Annotated in this window: 15 protein-coding genes and 9 pseudogenes; 18 read left to right on the forward strand and 6 right to left on the reverse strand. The window is 68.8% G+C overall.

Annotated features, from left to right (window positions below; all coding sequences use genetic code 11):
• Positions 1-333: helix-turn-helix domain-containing protein (locus AB0I18_RS48375; RefSeq protein WP_363112233.1), on the reverse strand; the 333-nt coding region annotated here is incomplete at its 3' end.
• 265 nt (positions 334-598) lie between these two features.
• Between AB0I18_RS48375 and AB0I18_RS48380 the strand changes: the two genes are divergently transcribed.
• Together AB0I18_RS48380 and AB0I18_RS48385 are read left to right on the forward strand one after the other, a co-directional pair.
• Entirely contained in the window at positions 599-1,084 is a 486-nt protein-coding gene (locus AB0I18_RS48380; RefSeq protein ID WP_363112234.1) for a DUF2637 domain-containing protein, read from the forward strand.
• Positions 1,085-1,438: 354 nt separating this feature from the next.
• A pseudogene (locus AB0I18_RS48385) lies at positions 1,439-1,965 on the forward strand (transposase family protein); the annotation flags it as partial.
• A gap of 15 nt (positions 1,966-1,980) precedes the next feature.
• Here the strand turns inward: AB0I18_RS48385 and AB0I18_RS48390 are convergent.
• Positions 1,981-2,871 (reverse strand): alpha/beta hydrolase, encoded by an 891-nt coding sequence (locus AB0I18_RS48390; protein WP_363112235.1) that lies wholly within the window; start codon positions 2,869-2,871, stop codon positions 1,981-1,983.
• Positions 2,872-2,958: 87 nt separating this feature from the next.
• On the opposite strand from AB0I18_RS48390, the gene AB0I18_RS48395 reads away from it, so the two are divergent.
• Positions 2,959-3,435, forward strand: a complete 477-nt coding sequence (locus AB0I18_RS48395) for a MarR family winged helix-turn-helix transcriptional regulator (protein ID WP_033532175.1) — start codon at positions 2,959-2,961, stop codon at positions 3,433-3,435.
• Between the two features lie 3 nt (positions 3,436-3,438).
• On the opposite strand, the gene AB0I18_RS48400 is transcribed toward AB0I18_RS48395, so the two are convergent.
• Positions 3,439-3,654, reverse strand: coding sequence for a hypothetical protein (locus AB0I18_RS48400; protein ID WP_363112236.1), 216 nt, complete (start codon positions 3,652-3,654; stop codon positions 3,439-3,441).
• Positions 3,655-3,813: 159 nt separating this feature from the next.
• Here AB0I18_RS48400 and AB0I18_RS48405 point away from each other — a divergent pair.
• The 15 genes and pseudogenes from AB0I18_RS48405 to AB0I18_RS48475 all read left to right on the forward strand — a co-directional run.
• Positions 3,814-3,951: pseudogene (locus AB0I18_RS48405) on the forward strand (IS30 family transposase); the annotation flags it as partial.
• A 48-nt stretch (positions 3,952-3,999) separates the two neighbouring features.
• A pseudogene (locus tag AB0I18_RS48410) lies at positions 4,000-4,389 on the forward strand (transposase); the annotation flags it as partial.
• Between the two features lie 305 nt (positions 4,390-4,694).
• A pseudogene (locus tag AB0I18_RS48415) lies at positions 4,695-4,907 on the forward strand (transposase); the annotation flags it as partial.
• 518 nt (positions 4,908-5,425) lie between these two features.
• Complete coding sequence (locus AB0I18_RS48420; protein ID WP_363112237.1) at positions 5,426-5,707, forward strand: hypothetical protein; 282 nt, start codon at positions 5,426-5,428, stop codon at positions 5,705-5,707.
• A 532-nt stretch (positions 5,708-6,239) separates the two neighbouring features.
• Complete coding sequence (locus AB0I18_RS48425) at positions 6,240-7,265, forward strand: DJ-1/PfpI family protein (protein WP_363112238.1); 1,026 nt, start codon at positions 6,240-6,242, stop codon at positions 7,263-7,265.
• Complete coding sequence (locus AB0I18_RS48430) at positions 7,262-7,699, forward strand: nuclear transport factor 2 family protein (protein ID WP_363112239.1); 438 nt, start codon at positions 7,262-7,264, stop codon at positions 7,697-7,699. The genes AB0I18_RS48425 and AB0I18_RS48430 overlap by 4 nt, the downstream gene beginning before the upstream one ends.
• A 5-nt stretch (positions 7,700-7,704) precedes the next feature.
• Positions 7,705-8,196: a nuclear transport factor 2 family protein gene (locus tag AB0I18_RS48435; RefSeq protein ID WP_363112240.1), complete on the forward strand. Its 492-nt coding sequence runs from the start codon at positions 7,705-7,707 to the stop codon at positions 8,194-8,196.
• A 20-nt stretch (positions 8,197-8,216) separates the two neighbouring features.
• Complete coding sequence (locus AB0I18_RS48440) at positions 8,217-10,001, forward strand: toluene-4-monooxygenase system B family protein (RefSeq protein ID WP_363112241.1); 1,785 nt, start codon at positions 8,217-8,219, stop codon at positions 9,999-10,001.
• A gap of 15 nt (positions 10,002-10,016) precedes the next feature.
• A complete protein-coding gene (locus AB0I18_RS48445; protein WP_363112242.1) occupies positions 10,017-10,310 on the forward strand; it encodes an MmoB/DmpM family protein in 294 nt (97 codons plus the stop codon).
• Positions 10,307-11,335, forward strand: coding sequence for a toluene hydroxylase (locus tag AB0I18_RS48450; protein ID WP_363112243.1), 1,029 nt, complete (start codon positions 10,307-10,309; stop codon positions 11,333-11,335). Before AB0I18_RS48445 ends, AB0I18_RS48450 begins: the two co-directional genes overlap by 4 nt.
• Positions 11,336-11,344: 9 nt before the next feature.
• A complete protein-coding gene (locus AB0I18_RS48455; protein WP_363112244.1) occupies positions 11,345-11,671 on the forward strand; it encodes a Rieske 2Fe-2S domain-containing protein in 327 nt (108 codons plus the stop codon).
• 9 nt (positions 11,672-11,680) lie between these two features.
• Positions 11,681-12,850: a GAF domain-containing sensor histidine kinase gene (locus tag AB0I18_RS48460; RefSeq protein ID WP_363112245.1), complete on the forward strand. Its 1,170-nt coding sequence runs from the start codon at positions 11,681-11,683 to the stop codon at positions 12,848-12,850.
• A 312-nt stretch (positions 12,851-13,162) separates the two neighbouring features.
• Positions 13,163-13,284: pseudogene (locus tag AB0I18_RS48465) on the forward strand (amidase family protein); the annotation flags it as partial.
• 41 nt (positions 13,285-13,325) lie between these two features.
• Positions 13,326-13,421, forward strand: a pseudogene (locus AB0I18_RS48470) (hypothetical protein); the annotation flags it as partial.
• A gap of 189 nt (positions 13,422-13,610) precedes the next feature.
• A pseudogene (locus AB0I18_RS48475) lies at positions 13,611-14,250 on the forward strand (response regulator transcription factor).
• A gap of 38 nt (positions 14,251-14,288) precedes the next feature.
• Here the strand turns inward: AB0I18_RS48475 and AB0I18_RS48480 are convergent.
• The 3 genes and pseudogenes from AB0I18_RS48480 to AB0I18_RS48490 form a co-directional block, all read right to left on the reverse strand.
• Positions 14,289-14,387: pseudogene (locus AB0I18_RS48480) on the reverse strand (class F sortase); the annotation flags it as partial.
• A gap of 177 nt (positions 14,388-14,564) precedes the next feature.
• Positions 14,565-14,900: a hypothetical protein gene (locus tag AB0I18_RS48485; protein ID WP_363112246.1), complete on the reverse strand. Its 336-nt coding sequence runs from the start codon at positions 14,898-14,900 to the stop codon at positions 14,565-14,567.
• Between the two features lie 129 nt (positions 14,901-15,029).
• Positions 15,030-15,197: pseudogene (locus AB0I18_RS48490) on the reverse strand (nuclear transport factor 2 family protein); the annotation flags it as partial.

Consider the following 15,197-nt stretch of genomic DNA (forward strand, 5'->3'; position numbering starts at 1 on the left):
GATCAGCGTGTGTACCCGGGAGGCGGTCCACACCTGGTCCTCACTCCAGCCGTGCGCGGCCGGCCCCTCCTCCAGCCACATCGCGAGCTTGGCCTGCAGGTGGGGGCCGAGGCGGCAGTCGTAGCCGGAGGGGCCCTTCGAACGCAGCGCCCCGCATCCGCCCGCCTTCCAAGCGCGGCGCCACTGGTAGACCGATTTCTCACTCACCGGTAACTCCCGGGCGACGCACGGGACTTTCACGTCCTCCTCGAAGAGGTCAACAGTCCGCATCCGTACCTCTTCCCGGCGCCTGCGCTGCTCGGCGGTCAGCCCGCCCCCGTCCGGATACCGCATGCATCCGGCGTACCAGCCCGGACGGACCACGTCACCGGTCCCGACACACATCCAGACCCCAAGACGCCGAAGTCAGTACAGCTTCAAGGTCGCTCTCCGAACTGCCACGGCTCGGAGCTGACACCGCAACATCCCAGGACCTGCGCAGGTTCGAGCCCCCGGCGGGGCCACATGCAGAAGGTCGCAGGGCTGACCAGCGGTTTCTTGTTGGGCGGCTGGTGGTGGAGGGTCGGTTCCGTCCTGCGGCGTGGGATGGGTCGGCGTGATGGGCGACTCGGACGCGGGGCCCATCCCGAGGGAAGGGCCGCGCCGGACGGCGAGGGGCGAGTCGCCTGATCTCGATGCCTGGTTGCGGTGTGGCTGTGCGTTGGTGGTGGCGGGGGTGGCGGCGTATGCCTCGTACGTCCATCAGCGGGAGTTCGCCCTGCAGGGTGGCGCGGATGAGGTGAGCGCGTCGTTGTGGCCGCTGTCGGTGGACGGTTTGCTGCTGCTGGCGACGGTTGGCCTGCTGAAGCCGTCCGGGGGTGGTAGGCGTCGGGCACGATCTGTCGTGTGGCTGGCTTTTGTGCCGGGGATCGTGGTGTCGCTGGCGGCGAATATCGCGGCCGCGCCGTCGCTGGCTTGGAAGCCGGTGCTGGTCGCCGGCTGTCGCGTTGCTGTTGTCGGTGGAATTGCTGGCGCACCGTCCTGCCGGACGGTTGCCCGACACAGCCGACCAGGAGGATGGGGGAGACGCCGGCGTGAAGAGTAGTGACGACACGCGAGGCGTCGTCGATCCTCTCCTGAAACGCGCTCGGGAGGTGGACGCCAGGCATCGGCAGCTGCATCAACGCCCCATCTCGGCGGAGTCTCTGCGCAGGGAAATGCGTATCGGTGCGAGTCGGTCCAGGGAACTGGTTGCTCTCGTACGGGAAAGCGAGAACGGCAATGGCCTCGGTACTGGGCACTAACGGGCACGAATGTGTCGTGGCCCTGGCGGCCCGTCACCTGCAACACAGCCATTTGGCTGACGTTCTCGGGAGCGGACGGCCTGTGCTTTTGCCCGAGGGGGCTGACATGCCCTAAAGCGTGTTGCAGAAGGCTGTGATTAGGGCATTTCCCGTGTATGCGTGGGGTGTTGAGGGGGTGATCTGTTGTGTGTGGAGACGTTCACGGGACTGCGGATGAAGCAGTTCGATCGGTTGCTGAAGGTGGTGCGGGAGCGGGGTGGCGACGGTCCGCGAATCGGGCGACCGTGGTGTCTGCCACTTGCCGACCGGGTGCTGGGCGGTAGCGGTCTACTACCGGACGAACCTCACCATGCGGCAGCTCGCGTCGCTGTTCGGGGTCTCGCTTGCCACGGTGTGCAGGGTCATCCAGCGGCTTGGGCCCCTCCTCGCGCTCGAGCCGGCCTCACGTCCCGTCGATGCCGCGGACCGGCTGTGGATCGTGGACGGCACCTTGATTCCTGTCCGCGACCGTAAGGTCGGCGCCTCCAGTCGCAACTACCGGTTCCCCGCAAACGTGCAGGTCATCATCGATGCCGACACCTGCCTGGTCTTGGCCACCGCTCGCCCGGCCCCGGGCAGCAAAGCCGACGCCCACGTGTGGTGCAACTCCGGCTTACCGGACCAGTGCCAGGGCGTCACCGTGCAGGGACTCGGCCGTTCAGCGGCTCCGGTCGACGCGGTCGACGAAGTCGCCGACCGCGGTGGCGAGGGCGGCGGGCGCCTCCTGCGCGACGAAATGCCCGACGTCCGGGATCGTGACCGCGGTGACGTCGCCGGCGACCTGGCGCATCGTCCGCTCGGTAAAGGGGGCGTTGACGCCGTCGACGGCGAGCACGGGAACAGTCAGCGGCCGCGACTCGGCCAGTGCCCGCATCCGGTCGCCGCCGGTCAGGGAGGAACGGTAGAGCCCCTCGGTGCCGCGCCAGCCGCCCGGCCGCGCGTAGGTGCGGGCGAACTCGTCGAGGTCGGCCTCGGTGACCCCGCCCGGCACCATCGTCATCACCGAGACGGCCCAGTCGAGCATCACTCGCTCGCGGTCGGCCAGGAACAGCTCCGGAATTCCCGGGGCGGCCAGGAATCCCACGTGCCAGGAGCCGCCGTTCCTCACGTCGGCCAGCATCTCCCAGCCGTACCCCGGAAGGGTGGTCTCGACGCCGGTGAAGCTGAGGACGTCGCCGGGGTGCGTGGCCGCGAACGCGAAGACCGGCCCGCCGCTGATGTCCTGGCAGGTCACGTGCACGGGCCCGACGCCGAGGTGGGCGACCAGCCGGTGCAGGTCCTCCGCCATGGTGGCCAAGTCGTGGTCGCCGTCGGCGATGCCGGAGTCGCCGAAGCCGCGCAGGTCGACGGCGAACACCCGGTGGGTGGCGGCGAGCAGCGGGATGACGTCGCGGAAGGCCCACCAGGACTCCGGCCACCCGTGCACCAGCAGGATCGGGGAGCCGGTGTCGCCCGCCGAGACGTAGTGCAACGTGGTGCCGTTGACCTCGGCGGTGTGGTGCGTGACGCCCGCCACGGCGGGCGAAGCGGTCACGAAAGAGCTGGTCATGCGATGACTCCCAAGGTAGACAACCAGGTTGACTCCAGTGTTGGTCAACCTGGTTGTCCAGGTCAAGGGAAGATCTAGACTGTGGTCATGTCCTCACGATCCGGCGCCGATCTTGCCCTGCTGCTCCTGGGCAGCTATCGCAATCTGGTGGACGAAGTGGTCCGGGAGCTGGCGACCCGGGGATACCCCGACGCCCGGCCGTCGCACGAGTACGCGATCCGGGCCATCCGAGCCGGCGCCGACAGCGCCTCGGACTTGGCCCGCAGACTCGCCATCACCAAGCAGGCCGCGGCGAAGACGATCGCCGCGCTCGTCGAACGCGGGTACGTCACCACCGAGACCGACCCCGCCGACATCCGCCGCAAGAACATCCGGATCACCGATCACGGGATCGGGCTGATCACCGAGAGCACGGCGATCTTCGACGAGGTGCGGGCCCGCTGGGAAGTGCGTCTGGGTGCCGCCGAACTCGCCGAGCTGGAAACGCAGCTCGCCCAATTCGTCGGCGACTCGCCCATCAACCTCGACGCTCCGGGCTGGGCGGCGGGACAGGAACTGCGCTAGCGGTCAGCCGAGGGTCGTGGTCGGCCGGTCGGCGCCGCTTTCGGGGCCGCCGGAGACATCGCCCAGGGCCGCACCGCCTTCGAACAGGTCATCAACGACCCGGACAGCCTGGCTGACCTCCCCGCCATCCAACTGGCCGCCGCAGAGGGCAGAGACCTCGCACGAACGCATCGCCGCCCGACTGCCCCGCATCGCCGCCGTGTACCCAGCTTGACCCATCGGGTAACGATCACCGCCGCACCGGGCAACGATCACCATCTACAAAGAAGCGGGGCAGGTCAGGACCTCTGGAAACACCCCTACGTGTCTCTCGTCGGTGACGCCTGCGATGTTCACCGTGGCCCCTCGCAGGCTGGGATACAGCCGGTACGCCATCGATTGCGGCAGTACTTCCCGAAGGGTGCCGACCTCTCCACCCAGACCATCAGCAACCTCAGAGACGTCACCCGTCAGCTCAACTACAGGCCCCGAATAGTCCTCGGTGACCGCACCCCGGCCGAAGCCATGCGAAGCTGAGGCATAGCGCTACAACCTGGTTGATTCACAACCATCACTCGAAACCGCCAGTACTGGCTGCGGGTGTTCACCGAGTTGAAGAACCGCGGTCTCGAGGACGGGCTGATGCTGGTCTGCGACGGACTGAAGGGCCTGCCCGACGCGGTGGAGACGGTCTGGCCTCGAACGATTGTCCAGACGTGCATCGTCCACCTCCTGCTCAACTCGTTCCGCTATGCGGCCCGCCAGGACTTGGACAAACTCGCCAAGGGCCTCAGGCCCGTCTACACCGCCCCCACGGCAGAGGCGGCCAAGGAACGTTTCTTGGAGTTCACCGAGACCTGGGGAAGGAAGTACCCGGCGATCGTGAGGCTGTGGTCGGACGGCTGGGCCGAGTTCGTGCCCTTCCTCGCTTACGACGTGGAGATCCGCAAGGTCATCTGCTCGACGAACGCGATCTGGGTGTTGTACTCCTATCACTGCTTGGGGAGTTGCTCCCCCAAGCAGTGTATGAAGCGGTCCGTCCTGACTCTGAACGCGATTGACGGCGATTCAGTTGTCCTGGATTCGAAGTGTCGGGCGGGCCGTTGGCGCGGCCCCCGGGCGCCTGGCTTGAAGAGAGCCTGTCCGACTCAACCCAGATCTGCCGACGTCGCGGGGGCCGCGCTGCCACCGTATCGGCAGCAGGGGAGGAACAGGAGTTGGAACCACGCCACGGCGTCGCAGGAATCGACCCGCACAAGCGCACCGCAGCTTGACAAGAGAGCTTCGAGTCGGTCAACGCCCGCATCCGCAAGGCCGTGCGGGCCCGCGGGCACTTCCCGACCGAAGCCGCAGCCCTCAAATGCGTCTACCTCACGCTGGTGAGCCTGGACCCAACCAGCAAGGGCCGACGCAGGTGGACCATGCGACGGAAAGCGCCGTTCAACGCCTTCCGGATCGCCTTCGATGGCCGCCTGACCCCGAGCAACCGCTGACCACCTCAACAACCAAGATCAGCCGTTAAGTTGGCCCTGTCTCACATTCGGTGGTGACGGAGCGTGCTGCTATCCGAGGAGGATGCGGTGGCGGAGGAGGGTGAAGCCTGCTCGTCCGTGCATCTGGCGGGCGATCCGCTTACGGCTAGCGGGTAGGGCGTAATGGCGGAGGGCAGATATGCGTTTTGGTGGCTGGCCGTGACGACACGGGTGTCGCGCTGGGGGATGCTCGCAGAGATGCAGACGGCCGAGCGGACCGGAACTCCCCTTCCGGGATAGCGGTTCCTGGTCGGAGGACAGCGGGAAACGAGGCAGACGTGGGTCGGCTGTCGGCGGTCGACCCGCGCCTGCCCCGTATGCCCCACGACCGTGACGCGACTGCTCTGCGGGTTCTCCCGGACCCCGAGATCCCGCACTTCGCTCGCGCCGCACGTCTGCTGACGATCCCAGGTCGGCCGTTGCCGCCTGTGGTGTCGGACAGGGTGTCCATCTGTGCACCCGTTCACCGAGCCGCCTGGGTGTACGCACGCCATGAGTCCGAGGCCCCTCATTGGACCCCCTTCGCGTACGCACGGATCCTGCTCGAGCACGAGGGGGTCTCCGTCGTCGGCGCCACCACGACGGGTGCTGAGGCGTTCATGCTGGCCGAGGAACTGGAGCCGGACGTGGTCCTCCTGATCTCGACGCACTCGCTGGAGGACTTCGCGGAACTGGTCGCGGACAGTCCCGCGCGCGGTTTCCTGCACAAGCCGGTGCTGTCAGTGCAGGCGATTCGCGAGGTTCTCGACGAGACTGAGTGACATGCCCTCGGCATCGGGCCTCGTCATCAGGGGCCGCCGCCGGGGGTGGGGCACGCTGCCGGCGGCGGCCGGTGTCGCGAAGGCCGCACTCCCCTCTGCGCACCTTCGTTCCACTGACCTCACGGTGCCCCGGCAATGCGCGGGAGGGCATCCCGGGTGCAAGCACGTCGCAAGCGCACGCGCCGGAGCCGTACCGTCGGCGAATTCGGCTCCGGTCGAGCTGCCGATGTGCCCCTGCCCGCTCGGTGTGGCGGTCACACCTCCTTGGGCCGGGCGGGATTCGGTTCTGCGGCAGCTGTGGAAGGGCCGTGCGGGATCAGCACGGGCGCGCCCCTGCCTCTTGCGTAACAAGCATGCTCAGTAGGCGAGTCGAAGCCTCAAGGGATGCCCGGCAAAGATGTCGCCCGGGTGCGCGGCGGCGGTAGCCTGGTGGGTGCGTGGGGTCCAGTTCCTGCGCAGGCACGTCCACGATCGGGCGATCCACGTCGCTGGCGGTGCCAAGCACGCCTCCCTCGTCGCCACGGGAGCTCGTATGGCCAAATTGCTCATGATCGTGACAAGTGCGCGATTGATCAGGTTGGCGGACGGCAAGGACCATCCCACCGGCTATTTCGTGGAAGAGGTCCTGGAGCCGTACGAGACCTTCGCGGCCGCGGGTGGCGACCTGGTGATCGCCACACTCGACGGGAGGTCGCCGCAGCCGGACCCGTGGGGCCTTGAACCGTACTTCCACTATCCGCAGGTGGACGAAGACTTCATGTTCTCGGTGCTGCGCAGATTCGCCTATCACCCCGACCGGGTCCGGGTGACGTTCACGCACTTCAGCGAGCTGAACCTGGTGGCGCTGCGCGGGGTGTACCTGGCCCTGCTCGAAACCGGTATGGAGCCGGCGCAGGCACGAGGGGCGGTCGAGTCGGCGGGGCAGCGGGCCTGGCGGCGTACCGCTGACCTCATCGAGTTGCTCGTGGCGGACGCCGAGATGACGAGCCGACTGCCGGTGGCGCGGATCAGGGAGATCGGGGACCGGGTGCAGCAGGCCAGCCGGACGAACGCCCGGCGCGTGGTCGAGGCCCTCGCGGCGATTCCCGGGCTCCAGCGCCCGTGCCGACTGGGCGAGTTGACCGATGAGGAGATCCTGTCCTGCGACGGTGTGTTCTTCCCCGGCGGGCACGGGCCGATGGTCGACATGGCGGACAACGCCGAGGTCGGCCGTGTGCTGCGTCTGATGCACGATGCCGGCAAGATCATCGCCGCGTTGTGCCATGGGCCGGCGGCGCTGCTGTCCGCGCCCGAGGTGGACGGGGCGTGGCTGTTCGACGGCTACAAGATGACCGCGTTCACCGACGAGGAGGAACACCAGACCAAACCCGGCCGGGTCGGTCTGCCGTGGTCCCTGGAGGCGGCCCTGAAGAGTCGCGGCGCGATATTCGACGACGGCGATGCGCCCTGGGCGTCCCATGTGGTCATCGACCGGAATCTCATCACGGGCCAGAACGTGGGATCGTCCGAGGCGGCCGCATGCGCCCTGCTCAGTGTATTGGAGGGGGGAACCGCATGAACGCGCGCAAGGTGGCGCAGGAGTTCTTCGATCACCTGCAGGCCGGTGACGTGGACAAGGTCCTCTCCATGATGACGCCGGACGCCGCCGCCTCTCTGGTGCCCTTGCGGGTGAACGGCTCGATGGCCGTCGAGGGCGCGGATTTTCTGCGGGAGCTGGCCAGTTGCTTTCCCGACCTGGTGGTCTACGTGCGGCGGCTGTTCGTGACGGCCGACAGCACCGCCGTGGCGGAGATCAGTATCGAGGGCACCCAGTGCGCCACCTTCCTCGGCACGGCCAATCTGGACAAGCACGTCGACCTCGACCAGGCGTGGCTCCTTGCGGTCGGGCCGGACGGCCGGATCGGCTCCGTCACGGCGTACTGGGACCAGAACCAGCTCTATCGCCGGCTCGGCGTCAAACGGCTCGACAAGATCGCGATCACGGCCAGGTGAGGGCGATGGACACCGAGGCACGGCCGGCCGGCTCCGGCGCGGCATCCCACGAGGCGACCGCCCTGGCAGCGGTGAGCGCGTTCTTCGACGCCTTCCGGGCGCGTGACGTGGAGCGCATGGTCGAACTGTGCGCGGACGGCGCCGACTTCCGCTATGTGCCCTTCGAGGTGTGGACCCGCCAGCGGGTGCTGCACGGTGAGGGCAAGGTCTGCACCGTCGGCAAGCCGATCTGGACCGCCATGATCGACGCCTTCCCCGACCTGACCAACACGGTGACTGGCGTGCGCGCCGACGGCGAGGGCAACGTGGCGGCGCAGGCCGACTTCAGCGGGACGCAGCACCAGCACTTCGGCGTCATCGCCTGCGCCGGCCACCGCTACCTGCTGCCGCACCTGTTCCTGTTCCACGTCACCGACGATGGCCTGATCGACGACGTCGTCGCCTACTGGGACAACGCCCGGTTCAAGCAGCAACTCGGCTGGCTCGAGGTCGACTAGGGCGACGCGGGAGGGACGCCATGGCACGTATGGCCCGAGAACAGTGGTACGACATCGCCCGCGACCTCGACTGGGACCTGTCCTACGTCGATGACGAGGCGGTGTTCCCGGAGTGGATGTGCGGCCAGGGGAAGATCCCCCCTGAGGCATGGGCGGCTTGGGACGAGCCCTACAAGGTGAGCTATCACGAGTACGTGGCGACGCAGCGGGCCAAGGAGACCGGCGCGTACGCGGTGAAGTCGGTGCTGCGCAAGTCCCGGGTTTTCGACCAGCTGGACGAGGGCTGGAAGTCGGTGGCCAAACAGCACTTCGGCGCGGTCGCGCTCATCGAGGACCTGGCCGTCTATGCGGAGCTGCGCATGGCCCGCTTCGGCCTGGCGCCCGCCTGGCGCAACATGGCGGTCTACGGCGCCCTCGACGAGACCCGGCACGCCCAGATCAGCCTGTACTTCCCGCACGAACTGCTCGGCAAGGACCCGCAGTACGACTGGGCGCACAAGGCGTACCGGACCGACAACTGGGCCGTCATCGCGGCCCGGGCCACCTTCGACGGCATGATGATGAACCCGAGCGTGGTGGACGTCGCGGTGCAGCTGCCGTTCACCTTCGAAACCGGGTTCACCAACGTTCAGTTCATCGCGCTTGCCGCGGACGCCCTGGAGTCCGGCGACATCAACTTCGCCAACATGATCTCGTCGATCCAGACCGATGAGGCACGCCATGCCCAGCAGGGCGGCCCGACCCTGGAGATCCTCTTCGAGCACGATCCGCGCCGCGCCCAGTGGATCATCGACAAGACTTTCTGGGCGTCCGCGCGCCTCTTCGCCTTCCTGACCGGCCCCGCCATGGACTACTACACGCCGCTGGCCACGCGGAAGCAGTCCTACAAGGAGTTCATGCTGGAGTGGGTGGCCGGGCAGTTCCTCGACCAGCTCCACGACTACGGGCTGCACAGACCCTGGTACTGGGACGAGTTCCTGGCGGGTCTCGACACCTGGCACCACGCGATGCACCTGGGCCTGTGGTATTGGCGCCCGACCCTGTGGTGGAAGCCGCAGGGCGGGGTGTCGCCGGAGGAGCGCGACTGGCTCCGCTCCAAGTACCCAGGGTGGCAGGAGCAGTTCAGCCCGATCTGGGATGTGATCACGCACAATGTCGTCGACGGCCGGATGGACCTCACCCTGCCGCAGACGCTGCCGTGGCTGTGCAACCTGTGCCACCTGCCCATCGGCACCGCAGCCTCCCCGCACAACGCCACGTCCCCGGTACGGAGTTACCCACTCCGGCACAACGGCTACACCCACCACTTCTGTTCGCGCACCTGCCGCCAGATCTGGTGGGAGGACCGGGACACCCTGCACTGCCCGACGGTGATCGAGCGGCTGCTCGGCGGCCAGATCCAGCCGCCGACGGTCGAGGGCATCCTGGCGTGGATGGGCCTCACCCCCGAAGTGATGGGGGACGACGCCTACGACTACCGGTGGGCCGGCACCGCGCACCGCACGCCGGCGCAGGGCCCGCCGCCGCAGGAGGAGACTGCCGAACTCCCCGACGGAGCCCGGCCCGTGCCCGTCAACGCGCTCTTCCACGGCGACTTCGTCACGCAGCTCGTCCAGGTCCTCGACACCGACACCATCGACCAGGCCGCCCGCAAGGTCGCCGCACAGGTGGTGGGCCGACGGGTACCCGTGCGGGACGCCCAGCTCGTGCTCCGCGTCGACGGCAGAACGGTCCCCGGGCACGTCACCGTGGCCGCTTCCGGCATCCGCGCGCTCGACGCCGTACACGTCGGCTGGGCCGGCTGACAGGGGAGGGTAGCGATGGGCAGGCCCGTGGGACCGGTGCTGCGCATGTCCGACGACGTGGACTCCATCGTCGCCGCCATCCTGGACGACAACCCCGGCCAGGACATCACCGTCGACGATCAGGGCGCCTACACCCGGGTCAGCGCCGACGGCACACTGCGCGTCACCCGCAGCTCGATCGAACGGCATCTCGGCCGCGCCTTCGAGATGCACCAACTCGAAGCGGTGATGGCCGCGTTCGCCGGAAGGATCGACATGACCTCGCACGAAGTGCGGTGGCGGCTCGGACAAGGGGAGGAGTCGCCATGACGAGCGACGCACGCCCCCCACGCCCGCAGCGGCGGCTCAAGACCTGGAGCGCACTCGGCCAACTCGGGCGCATTCCCAGCGAGTACGAGGTGGTCACGCACCACCTCAACTACACCACGCGCCCCGGCCGCGCCGCGGCCCTGGAGTCGAACCCCACCACCCCGGCCAACATGTGGTTCCTGACCTACCGGGACAAGTCACCACTGCAGGCGCACGACTGGACCGGCTTCCGTGATCCGGACGAGATCACCTACCGCACCTACGTGACGATGCAGGACGAGCAGGAGACCGTCGTCGAGGGAGTCCTGGACGAATACGATGCCGTCCGGCACGACACCCGCCTGCACGACCGGTGGGTGGACTGCCTGGCGACGCTGTTCACGCCCACCCGGTTCCCGGTGCACGCCCTGCAGATGTGCACCGCCTACCTCGGACTGATGGCTCCCGCGTCCTACATCTCCAACTGCTCTGTGTTCGCGACCGGAGACCTCCTGCGCCGGGTCTCGCTCGTGGCCTACCGGACACGGCAGCTCGCCGACGCGAGCGACTCCTCCATCGGCCGCGCCGAACGGAACACCTGGCAGCACAACGAGGCCTGGCAACCGACCAGAGAAGCACTGGAGAAGCTCCTGACCGCCTACGACTGGGGCGAGTGCTTCACCGCCATGAACCTGGTCCTGCGCCCCACCCTGGACCAGATCCTGGTGCGCCAACTCGCGCACGTGGCCCACGACAACGACGACGAGCTGACCTGGCTGCTGCTCGGCAACCTCGCCGCCGACTCCGACCGCTGCACCCGCTGGAGCACCGCGCTCGCCGAGTACGCGATCGGACAGCACCAGGGCAACCGGGACGTGCTGCAGCGCTGGGTCGCCCGGTGGACACCTCGCGCCGAAGCGGCGGCTGCCGGGCTGAGCCGGCTGTTCGAGGACCTGCCCCCCAGAGGCCGCGCGGCCGAGACCGTGGAGCGGGCCGCCCACTTGGCCCGGCACCACGTGCTCCGTGAGGCCGGCCTCACGGGGTAGGACCACACCATGGCGACATGGCAGGTGGCGATGGCTGCGGAAGACCTCTGGGCAGGCGAGATGACAGGGGTCGAGCTGGGCGGGATGCGCGTCGTGCTGCTTAACGTCGCAGGAGAGATCCGGGCCTTCGAGGACCGCTGCCCCCATCTGGGCTCCCGGCTCACGGAGGGAGACCTCCAGGATGCCACCCTCGTCTGCGCGAGCCATCTGTGGGAGTTCGACGCGCTGTCCGGCAACGGCATCAACCCGGGAAACTGCCGACTGACGGCGATCGGCACCCGCGTACGGGAGGGCCGGATCGAGCTACTGATGCCCGTCCCGGGCAACATCGGCTAGGGAGGACCCGTGGAACGCCGAGAGGACGCCGATGCCCAGGTCGAGCGGGCCATGCGCGAACTCGCTGACAGACAGGGCTCATTGCCCCGCCTGGCCATGCTCATCGCGCGGGGCGATCCGCCCGGGGCGGTGTTCGTGGCCGTGACCCAGGAGGCCCTGCGGCACGTCGGTGACAGCACGGTCGGCATGCTGAGGTACGAGGACGACGGCACGACGACGCTCCTCGCCCAGGCGGGCCCGGAAACGGGCGGCCCGTACCTGCGGGTCGGTGAATCCTTGCCGCCCGGCCCGCCGAACGGCCTGACCGCCACCGTCCGACGCACAGGCGGGCCTGCCCGTATCGACGACTACCACGAGGCTCCGGGCGCGGAACCCTATCTGGACGCAGGGCTGCGGTCCGCCGTCGCGATGCCGATCCATGTCCACGGCCGGCTGTGGGGAATGATCGCTGTCGGATCCGTGCAGGGACCACTGCCGCCCGACACGGAAGAACGGTTGACCGAGTTCACCGACCTGGTCGCGATAGCCGTCGCCAACGCACAGGGCCGGGCCGAGCTCCTGGCCTCCCGCGCACGCCTTGTCGCCGCGTCGGACGAGATCCGCCGACGGATCGAGCGCGACCTGCACGACGGCGCGCAGCAACGCCTCGTCGCCCTCATCTACAAGTTGCGCGCGGTCGCCGAGGCAGCCGCCGGCCAGGGCGGGATACACACCGAGATCGAGGACGCGGCGGCAGAACTCATGGGCGTCCTCGACGACCTGCGGGAACTCTCCCGCGGGATCCACCCCGCGATCCTCTCCCAAGGGGGACTGCGCCCGGCGCTGCGCGCCCTCGCACGTCGCTCGCCCATACCGGCGGACATGGACGTGCGGGTGCACGGCCGACTGCCCGAGCCCGTCGAAGTGGGCGCCTACTGCGTCGTCTCGGAGATGCTCGCCAATGCCGCAAAGCACTCCCGCGCCACAGTCGTCGAAGTCACCGTCGAAACCTCCGACGGCATCCTCCGGGTGCGGGTGCAAGACGACGGCGTCGGCGGCGCCGACCCGCAGCGCGGCACGGGACTGATCGGGCTCAAAGACCGCATCGAAGCACTCGGCGGGGAGCTCACCGTGCACAGCCCGGTGAGCCAGGGAACAACTGTGAACTGTCAGCTTCCGCTGGTGGCGCGCAGCAGGTAGGTCAGGCACGTCGGTCGCCCCACCCCCAGCATCACCGCCGCGCTCAGGGGCACAACATCGACGATGCACCGCTTCCTACGGCACCCCTCTGCTCTGCGCCAGGTACCGCCTTCGCCGTCTGCTCCTGAACTATTCCTCAGAGTTGGAGGAAGCCTGCGATGCAGGCAAGCCCTTGCGCGCAAATGTGACACGACTTCAAAAGGTTCAGTCACCAGAACTATCCGCCCTGAGGGTTTGCTGCACCTTTGCGGGACACAGCCGATAGCGATGCCAACTATCCCTCCTTTATGCCAACTAAAAATCCTCGTCACAGTGGTCCCGATCGCAGACGCCACCGCCGCTGGTTCGATCCGCGTCCCGCCGCCTACAACGGCCTCTTCGGGCTGAAGCCCACCCGCGGCCGGGTCTCCGCAGGCCCTGACTTCGACGAGGTCCGGCGGCGCTGCTGCGCGTGGCGCAGGGGCTGCTGGCGAATGTGCGCGACCACGCACGGGCCGGGAAAGTGCTGGTCACACTGGCCCGGCGGGCGGACGGGACGATCGCGCTGGAGGTGCGGGACGACGGCGTGGGCTTCGCCCCCGGAGCCTCGGGTGAACCGTCGGACCCCGGGCGCGGGTTCGGGCTTGCGGCCGGGCGGGACCGGGCTGGGCGCGTACGGCGGCACGCTCGCCGTACGCAGCGTCCCGGGCCGCGGCACCAGGGTGCCGGCGACCGTGCCCGTCGGCTCATCGGTCTCCTCCGTTCCGGTGGGCGCGGCCCCGTGACCGGCGCTGCCCTGCGGATCCTGATCGTGGACGACCATGCCGTCGTACGCGCCGGGCTACGGGCCCTCGTCGAAGGTGAGCCCGGTCTCGAAGTCATCGGTGAGAGCGGTGACGGCGAGGAGGCCGTACGCCTCGCGGGCCGTCTCCGTCCGGACGTCGTGCTGATGGACCTGCGGCTGGCGGACGGCATCGACGGTATCGAGTCCACCCGGCGGATCGCAGCCACCGCCCCGGATGTACGGGTCGTCATGCTCACGAGCTACGAGGGCCGGCGCGACGTCCTGCGGGCGATGGGGGCGGGCGCCCGCGGCTACGTCCTCAATGGCCGGCCCGCCCGAGGAACTCTTCCGTGCGGTGCGCGCCGCGGCCACCGGGGGCATGGGGCTGGCGCCGGAGGCCGCGGGACGCCTCGTCGGCCAGGTGGTGGACCCGAGGCCGGGGCTGAGTGACCGGGAGACCCAGGTCGTACGCCTGCTGGCGCAGGGGCTCAGCAACCGGGCGATCGCGGGCGCGCTGTTCCTCACCGAGGCCACGGTGAAGACCCACCTCGTGCGGATCTACCGCAAGCTCGATGCGGAGAACAGGGCGGGCGCGGTCTCCGAGGCCGTCCGGCGGGGACTCCTCGAACTGGGCTGACGGCTGCGGTCGGTGAGCTGTTTCACCGCGGTCGGCTTCGCGTGGACCACGACGTTGCCCTGGTAGCCGGTGTGCTTGAGGTAACTGCCGACGCGGGTGATCACCCGCAGTTCGGGGCGATCGGAGCGGCCGTAGACAGGAGTGAAGGAGCGGGGGAGGTGCCGGAAGGGCAGGTCGCGGGAAACGGTTCACTGGCTCAAGCGTCCGGCTCGCGCTGTCAGCGGCAGGGGTGCGGGAGTGGCCGCGGAGCGGCACCGCCCCGCCGGAACGGTCACTCCGGCGGGGCGGTGTCTGTCACGGCTGCGGAGTCAGGGTCAAGATCGTGCGTCCCGCAGGTGCTGGACGACCAGCGGATGCGGGACGACCACCAGGTGCGGGACGACCCGCAGGTGCGGGACGACCCGCAGGTGCGGGACGACCCGCTCGAAGCGAGCAGGTCCCCGGTACGGAGGCGACGTACCCACCCGCCCCGCACGCAGCGCCTCCACAACCGCCGCGTCCGCTTCCTTCCAGCGCCGTTCCCACACCCGCGCGCCACCACGGCAGGCCCGCGCACTGCCCGTGTGACCTGCCACGACGGCAGTCGCTGCCCGGCCGCCGCCCGTGACGGCGTCGTCGGGCAGAACCTCGGCACTGGATGCCGTACTCACGGCGAGCGGAGCGTCGTGAAGGTGGACCCGACTGGTTCAAGCAGGGCGGATCGTGATGGTCGGCGGCGGATTCGTCGGCGCCGTGGCGGCCGCCACGGCCCGCTTCCGTCCGGGATGGAAGCGGGCGGTCTACCGTCCCCAGAAGGCGTCCTCGGCCGCCTCGTCGCCGGAGAACAGCCACATCTCGACGATCTTGCCGTCCTTGAGGCGCAGGACATCCACGCCCTCCATGCCCATGGAGGCGTCCCCGCGCCGGCCGGCGAAGTGGATCGAGGCGGCCACCATGTCGCCGTTGCC

The sequence above is a fragment of the Streptomyces sp. NPDC050704 genome (genome assembly GCF_040654355.1).
Classification (GTDB): domain Bacteria; phylum Actinomycetota; class Actinomycetes; order Streptomycetales; family Streptomycetaceae; genus Streptomyces.

Bases quoted from the DNA above. Each gene is read 5' to 3' on its own strand.
- AB0I18_RS48430 (WP_363112239.1), top strand. From the start codon at position 7,262: ATGAACGCGCGCAAGGTGGCGCAGGAGTTCTTCGATCACCTGCAGGCC.
- AB0I18_RS48440 (WP_363112241.1), top strand. From the start codon at position 8,217: ATGGCACGTATGGCCCGAGAACAGTGGTACGACATCGCCCGCGACCTC.
- AB0I18_RS48400 (WP_363112236.1), bottom strand. From the start codon at position 3,654: ATGGGTCAAGCTGGGTACACGGCGGCGATGCGGGGCAGTCGGGCGGCG.
- AB0I18_RS48435 (WP_363112240.1), top strand. From the start codon at position 7,705: ATGGACACCGAGGCACGGCCGGCCGGCTCCGGCGCGGCATCCCACGAG.
- AB0I18_RS48455 (WP_363112244.1), top strand. From the start codon at position 11,345: ATGGCGACATGGCAGGTGGCGATGGCTGCGGAAGACCTCTGGGCAGGC.
- AB0I18_RS48425 (WP_363112238.1), top strand. From the start codon at position 6,240: ATGGCCAAATTGCTCATGATCGTGACAAGTGCGCGATTGATCAGGTTG.
- AB0I18_RS48380 (WP_363112234.1), top strand. From the start codon at position 599: ATGGGCGACTCGGACGCGGGGCCCATCCCGAGGGAAGGGCCGCGCCGG.
- AB0I18_RS48395 (WP_033532175.1), top strand. From the start codon at position 2,959: ATGTCCTCACGATCCGGCGCCGATCTTGCCCTGCTGCTCCTGGGCAGC.
- AB0I18_RS48390 (WP_363112235.1), bottom strand. From the start codon at position 2,871: ATGACCAGCTCTTTCGTGACCGCTTCGCCCGCCGTGGCGGGCGTCACG.
- AB0I18_RS48445 (WP_363112242.1), top strand. From the start codon at position 10,017: ATGGGCAGGCCCGTGGGACCGGTGCTGCGCATGTCCGACGACGTGGAC.
- AB0I18_RS48450 (WP_363112243.1), top strand. From the start codon at position 10,307: ATGACGAGCGACGCACGCCCCCCACGCCCGCAGCGGCGGCTCAAGACC.